Genomic DNA, 7,017 nt, shown 5'->3' with positions numbered 1-7,017 from the left:
TACAGAAGCAAGTACCCGGCGAGAGGATGACGCAAAAAGGGATTGACTAACCAAGGCCCGTTACAGAAGCCCGGATGGAGCGCAGCGAAATCCGGGACAGGTCTCACCCGCGGGAGGGATCCCGGATTTCGCTGCGCTCCATCCGGGCTACTTGGCCCAGGTGCCCAAAGCGCTCAGCGGAAATAATCCAGCACCAGATCGAGGTCGGCCCGCCCGGCCACCGTGCCGTTAAGCTCGGCGTCGATGACGCGGCGGCAGGCGTCGATCGCGACCTGGTCGCCGAGATCGTTGGCGGCTTCCAGCACGAGCCAGGCGGCATCCACCGAGGCCTTGTCCGGCGTGCTGCCGGCGGCATCAGCGCTGACGCCCTTGTTGAGGTTCTTGCGAATTGCGGTGCCGAATTGAGGCAACATGACAAATACTCCCCTTCCAGCTCAGTGCATCTGCATTTCGGCCTGGCGGCCCGCGGGCTGATCGGCCGCCGCGCTGTTCTTGCGCGACTGGTAGAACTTCAAGATGCTGCGCGACGTCTCGACCTTGAGGCGGTCGAAGTCGCGCTCATTGTCCTTCAGCTCCCGCGCCGTGATCAGGTGATCCTTGGCGCCGAGGAACAACAGCGACATGGTCGTATCCCAGGAGAAGCCCAGTGCCTTGCACAGCACCAGGAGCATCTCGCGGTTGCGGTCCATCAGCGCGCGCTCGATCACGTCGACCGGCAGCGCCGAAAGCAGCGACAGGCCGATCTGCACCTCGTCGAAGCGGTGCTGGCGCGCATAGTTGGAAATCGAATCCTGGTTGAGGTTGCCCTGCCGGTGCTGCGTCGTCACCACGCGCTTGGCGACGAAATAGGTCCGCGAGGACGGGCCGAATTTGGACTGCAGGTCGCCGGTGACGTCGGTGACCGAGCTGGAGATCTGCGTCACCATCTCGGGGCGCTCGCTTTCGAGCCGGCGGCGAACATCCTCCGACGCCTTGGCGATGAGCTGCTGGAAGACGTGGCGGGGCACGTCCTTGCGCAGGCCGAGCTGCTCGGCCAGAATCGAGTCGCCCTCGGCGCGCCGCACCATGTGCAACAGGCCCGAGCCGGAGAAGCGCGCGCCCTCGTTCTTGACCACGGAGGTCACGACCTCCTTGTTGCCGCGCTTGACCAGCACGTCGGTCACGGCTTCGCCGATCGACTTGCGCTGCGAGATCGCGAGCAGATGCGACTGGCCCTTGGTCTTTGCGTTCTCGACCAGCGTCTGCTCGTCGAGACGAGTCGACTCGCGCAGCACGGGACCCGCGACCTCGATCTCGTCGTCGAAGGCGAGCTGGTGGATCACGCTGAGCGGTGCATGGTCGCAGGCCGCCATCAGCTCCGAGAGCTGCGCGCGTGCGGCGACCTCGATCTCGTCGGCGAGCTTGCCGATCACCTCGCCGAAGGTAGAGATCTCGTCGTCGCTGTAGCGGCCGGTGATCAACAGGTCGGTCGCGTGCCACAACGCGCGCGCGCGGCTCTCATCGGTGCCGCGCGCGATCGCGTCGTCCAGATCCTGCAGAAGCGATTTCGCTCCATCCATGACGTAAAACCCCAATTTGCGCCCAAAGCGCGATGAGTTCGCGCTTCGACTCTTTGTTTGAGCATGATCTTTCGGAAAACCGCTGCACACTTTGCGCTAACGCGGCCTTCCGGCTCCGGATCATGCTCGTGCCGAAATTCCTCTGGGGTCACGCTAGAGATCAAACGCGAGAATTCGGTAAAATCGGGAACTCAGTTTTGCTCGCTAGTTTTCGTTAAATTGCGAGCGATCTTCTTCACCACTGTACTTCCACGGCGTCATGGCCGGGCTTGTCCCGGCCATCCACGGCCTTTCCTGCGCTAAAAACGTGGATGCCCGGGACAAGCCGGGCATGACGAGTTCGCGGTGCGGACGTGCTTAGCCAAAGAAGTCCTGTGCGCTCTGCTCGTAGTACTACGGATTGGACGGCGTGATCACCATCGGCGGCCGTGGCGGTGGCGGCTTTGGTCTTGCCGGCGGAGGGCCCGGTGCGGGCCTGACCTCGATCGGCGGCGGCAAGGGTGCGACCTGCTGGCTTGCGACCGGCGGGCTCGGCGCGGGCACGGCAGGGGCGACCTGCGGCGGCCGTGGCGTCGGCGCCGCTTTGGCCTTCGCCGGCGGCGCACGGCGCGGATCGCGGCCCGGCAGCGGCACGTCGGGCGCGGGCTGGTCGGGCGCCGGATCGGGCGACACCAGCGTCGGCAGCGCGGCGGTCGCCGGCGGCGGCTCGCCGCGCTCGATTGCATCCAGCCGGCGCGTCTCGCGATCGATCGTGCGCACCGCCAGCCACGATGACAGCGGCGTGAGATCGACGGTGCGATTGAGTTTGTCGGGCGGGCCGGCGGCGAACAATTGAATCTCGGGCGGGCTGCCGGCGAGGTTGATCATGATCGGGGTCAGGCTGGCGCGGATGTCGGCCTGGTCGGCGGGTATGTCGTAGCCGCCGGAGACGATGGCGCGGGCGTTCTTCGCCTCCAGCGTGGTGGCGCCGACCCGCAGGCGGCCGTCGCGGATGGTGAAGGGAATCTGCGCCGCGCCGACCTTCAGGGGGCCGGCAAGAAGCGCGGGCTCGACGAGCTGCCGCAGCCGCGCGTCGTCGGCGACCTGCCCGCCGTCGCTGGCGCGGATCGCGATCTCGAAGGCGCGCGGATCGAGCCCGGCGATCTCCGCGGATTCGAGCGTGACGGTGCCGTTGCCCGCGAGCGCGCCGGTCAGCGCGGTCACGCTTCGGCCCTGGCTCGACAGCGCCATCTGCGCGGAGAGGCGTCCTTTGGGCAGCGCGAGATCGCGATAGCGCAGCGACGCCGCATCGACGCCGGCAAGCTCGATGCGCGCGTTCAACGACACGCCGTTGGCGCCGTCGCGCGCGTCGAAACTGCCCGTCATCGTGCCGCCGCCGAGGCCGCCCTTCAAGCCGTCAAGCGCCAGCGACTGGCCGTCGCTCCGGATCGTGCCGCTGAAGGGCCGCATCTCGATATTGCCGGGCAGCACGCCGCGCAGCGCCTGGAATGCGACCTGGCCGCGCCAGCCGCTGCGCAGCCCCGCGCTGAGCGGCTCGCCTGCATCGCGCCCGGCCGCGCCGAGCGCAACGCCAAGCGCCGGCGACAGGTCGAGCGAGTCGAGCCCGACTTCGCCCTCGACGCTCTTCTCGGTGTCGAGCGTCATCGCGAGATGGCCGCGCAGGCGCGAACCGGAGGTCGTGCTGTCGAGATCGTCGAAGGTCAGGCGGTTGCCGGCGAGCGTCACGCGCGAGGACAGGTTGACGGTCTGCGTTGTCTTCTCGTTCGTGGTGATGCCGAACAGCGGCGCCAGATTGGCGTTGCGAACGCGCAGGTTCACATTGGCCTTCGGCTCCGCAGACGACAGCTCGACGCTGCCCTGCGCGTCCGCGTCCAATCCGCCGCCGGAGATTTTTGCGTTCACCTGCATTGGCTTGCGCCATGCGCCGCTCGCCTTGCCCTCGAACTGCGCCAGCCCTTCGCCGCCGGCCACCGCGCGGTCGAGGCCGAACAGCGCCAGCAACACGCCCGAGCGTTCGGACGACAGCTTCGTCTGCACATTGAATTCGCTGCCTGTGAGCGCATCGAGATTGAGCTCGCCGAGCGCCGATGCCGCGGGCGTTGCGGTCGCATGGAGCTGCCCGCGCAACAGCGGCGTCTGGATGTCGAACTGCGCCTGCGCAAGCCGGCCTGTGGCGCCCGCCTTGTTGCCGGAGAGATCGAGCGTGAAATTGGCGCTTGCCGGGCCGCCACCGGTATCGACGGCGGCAAGACGCGATGACAAGGCCGGCGCCAGCGGCGCGACCAGAGACGCCATCTGCCCGAGCGAGCCCGCCGAGGCATTGAACGCCATCCGCCCCTGCAGATTGGCGCGGTCGAAATTGCCGCCGCCATCGAGGCTCACGCCATTGACCTGAAAAAACTTCAACTGGTCGAGGACGAAACCGGTCGGGCTGTATTCGACGCGCGCCAGCAACGCACGCAGCTCCTGGCCGGTCGAGACCGCGCGACCGACGTCGAGCGACAGTTTTGCCTCGTCGGGCCACTCGCCTTGCGGACCGGCCAGCGCGCGCACGAAACCCGAGGCCGCGTCGAGATCGAGCCGGTCAGCCTTCAGCTCCGCCTCGATCCGCGAGCCCTTGTTGGCCGCCGTCTGTACGAAATCGATCCGGCCCGCGACCGCTCCGCCCTCGATCTCGGCGTTGAGCTTTTCGATCGAGAGGTGATTGGCCGCAATCGTGACGTCGCCCGTCAGCCGTACCGGCTTGGTGCTGCGCCGGTTGATCTCGCTGCGGCCCTGCAGCCAGGCAACCAGCGTATCGGGATCGGAGGACTCGATGCTGAGCCGGCCGCTGAAGCGATCCGATCCCGGTGCCGCACCATTGAGCGCGACCTGCGTCATGCCGGGCGCGCGCAGGTCGAGACGCTGAAAAGTCCAGGATTTGCCGTCGGTGCGCAGCTCGGCGGCGATGTTCTGCAGGGGACGTCCACCGAGCATGATCTGCTCCGAGGTGAACTCGATCTGCGCGGGGATCGGCGCCTGCGGGATCGCTGCAAGGCCTGCGCGCAGCGCCGGCAGGATGCGGGTCGGCTCCGCGCCATTGCCCTGCCCCGCCAGCTTGTCGGCGTCGAGCTGCCGGGCCTGGAGCGCGGCGCGCAGAAGCGGCGCAGCGCCGAACTTGAGATCGCCGACGCCCGCGAGCTTCAGCGCGGTATCCTCGGCGCCAAAGCTTGCTTCGATCTGGTCGAACCGCGCGCCGGCGGGATCCGCCTTCACCCTGGCGGCGAGCTTCCAAGGTGTCGGCCCCGCTTCCTTCGACTTCGGCTGCGGCACGGCGAGCGTGATCACGCCGTCGAATTTCGGCTGCCGGCCCTCGAAGGCGAGCACGCCTTCGAGATCGGCCAGGATGGCGCGCTCACCGGGATCGATATTGACGTGCAGGCGGGTGGCGCTGCCGTCTGCGCTCGGGCCGGAGGAGATGCGAAACGGATAGCGCAGGCCTGCGACGGAAAAATTGCCGTCGCCGCGCACCGCGCCGGCAAGCGAGCGCACGTCGCCGGCAAAGGCGATGTCGTTCAGCTCCAGCGTCGCGCGGCTGGCGGCGTCATGGAACGCGATCCGGCCGGTCAGATTGAGCCGCTCGATGGCGAGCGAGGCGAGATTGAAGCTGCCGCTTGCGGTCGACGGCAGGTCGACGCGCCCCTTGGCGTCGAGGCCGATATCGGCCGCCATACCGTTGACGGTCAGCTCGGTGGCGCGCCATTCGCCGCGCATCAGCGAGCCCAGGCTGAACTCGACGTCGAGCTTGTCGGCGCGCAGCTTGCCGAGGTCGTTGTTGCCGCCCAGCGTCACCGAGCGCAGCCGCAGGGTCGGCGCCGGCAGCAGGCGGGCGTCCAGCTTGCCCGCGACGCGGACCGGAACACCAATGATCCTGGTCGCCTCGGCCTCGAAATGGGGCCGAAACTGGTTCCAGTCAATGAAGTAAGGCCCGATCAGCGCAGCGAGCAGCGCAATGATGAAGGCAATCGCCAATCCGAGCAGCGTCGTCTGCACGGGTCTCCCCTCGGCCAAACCGGCTCCCGGGCCGAACCCCAGGACGACTAGAGCTCAACTCAAGCCCAAATCAGCCCAAGCCGCGCCGGAACAGCCCCTTATATAGAGGGAAGTATGGCGAAGTCACAGCGGCCCTTGCGCGCGGTTAACGCACAGGCCGCCCTCACCAGCTCGCGGGCAGCCGTTTCAGCCCGCGCAGGACGAAGGTCGGCCGCCATTCCGGGTTCTCGACGTCGTCGATCCGCAAATCCGGCAGCCGCCGCAGCAGGGAATTAATGGCGATCTCGGCCTCGATGCGCGCCAATTGGGCGCCGAGGCAGAAATGGATGCCGCCGCCGAACGACAGCGGCTTGACGTTCGCCCGGGTAATGTCGAGCCGGTTGGGGTTATCAGGATAAACGGCCGGATCGCGGTTGGCCGAGCCCAGCAGGCAGAGCACGGTCTCGCCCTTGGGGATCTTCTTGCCACCGAGGTCGTCGATCTCCTCCAGCGCGACACGGCCGGTGAGCTGCACCGAGGAATCGTAGCGCAAAAACTCCTCGATCGCGTTGGTGATCAGCTCCGGCTTCGCCTTCAGGAGCGCGAGCTGGTCGGGATTGCGGTGGAGCGCCAACAGGCCGTTGCCGATCAGATTGACTGTCGTTTCGTGGCCGGCGCCGAACAACAGGATGATGTTGGCGGTGAGCTCCTCGTTGCTGAGCTTGTTGCCGTCCTCCTCGGCCTGCACGAGCTGGGTGGTAAGATCGTCGCCCGGATTGCGCCGGCGCAGCTCGAAGAGCTGCTGAAAATACATCTGCGCCATCAGGTTGCCGGCATTGCCCTGGCGGATCTCCTCAGGAGTCAGCGGCACGGGATCGAGCAGCCGGCCGCCATCGCGCGAGCCCTTGTAGAAGACCTCGCGATGGCCCTCGGGGATGCCGAGCATGTCACAGATGATGGTGACCGGGAGGCGGTAGGCAAAATCCTCGATCAGGTCCATGTGGCCGCGTCCGATCACGGCATCGAGCGTCTGGTCGACGACCTCCTGGATGCGCGGCCGCATGTCCTCGACGCGGCGCGCGGTGAAGGCCTTCACCACGAGGCCGCGCAGGCGGGTGTGGTCCGGCGGATCGGCCTGCAGCATCCAGTGGCTCATGCTGCGGAACACCGGCTCTTCCATTATCTTGGGGCCATAGCGGCGCTGGGTCCGCTCGACGTAATCCTTGCCAAAACGCTTGTCGCGCAGCACGAGGCTCACCTCGGCATGACGGCTGGCGACGAAATTGCCGAACGGCGTCACGTGCATGGGATCGAGGACGCGCAGACGGTCGTAATGCGGATAGGGGTCGCGAATGAAATCCGGCGCAAGCGGGTTGAACAGCGGACCGCTGCCTGCGGGCTGAACATGCTCGTTCATGGTGACCTCAATCGGTTGCCGCATCAAAAC

General features: G+C 67.0%; 4 protein-coding genes. All 4 read right to left on the bottom strand.

What is annotated here, in order from left to right; genetic code table 11:
* Positions 1–173: 173 nt before the first annotated feature.
* The 4 genes from JQ632_RS23130 to JQ632_RS23115 all read right to left on the bottom strand — a co-directional run bounded on the left by JQ632_RS23130 (position 174) and on the right by JQ632_RS23115 (position 6,987).
* Positions 174–413 (bottom strand): hypothetical protein, encoded by a 240-nt coding sequence (locus JQ632_RS23130; RefSeq protein WP_212404886.1) that lies wholly within the window; start codon positions 411–413, stop codon positions 174–176.
* A gap of 21 nt (positions 414–434) precedes the next feature.
* Positions 435–1,559: a DUF2336 domain-containing protein gene (locus JQ632_RS23125; RefSeq protein ID WP_212404885.1), complete on the bottom strand. Its 1,125-nt coding sequence runs from the start codon at positions 1,557–1,559 to the stop codon at positions 435–437.
* Positions 1,560–1,952: 393 nt separating this feature from the next.
* Positions 1,953–5,591: an AsmA-like C-terminal region-containing protein gene (locus tag JQ632_RS23120; RefSeq protein WP_212404884.1), complete on the bottom strand. Its 3,639-nt coding sequence runs from the start codon at positions 5,589–5,591 to the stop codon at positions 1,953–1,955.
* Between the two features lie 163 nt (positions 5,592–5,754).
* Positions 5,755–6,987 (bottom strand): cytochrome P450, encoded by a 1,233-nt coding sequence (locus tag JQ632_RS23115; RefSeq protein ID WP_212404883.1) that lies wholly within the window; start codon positions 6,985–6,987, stop codon positions 5,755–5,757.
* Positions 6,988–7,017 lie beyond the last annotated feature (30 nt).

This window comes from Bradyrhizobium liaoningense, from assembly GCF_018130955.1.
GTDB lineage: Bacteria > Pseudomonadota > Alphaproteobacteria > Rhizobiales > Xanthobacteraceae > Bradyrhizobium > Bradyrhizobium liaoningense_C.
This window is presented reverse-complemented; position numbering and strand designations above follow the sequence as displayed.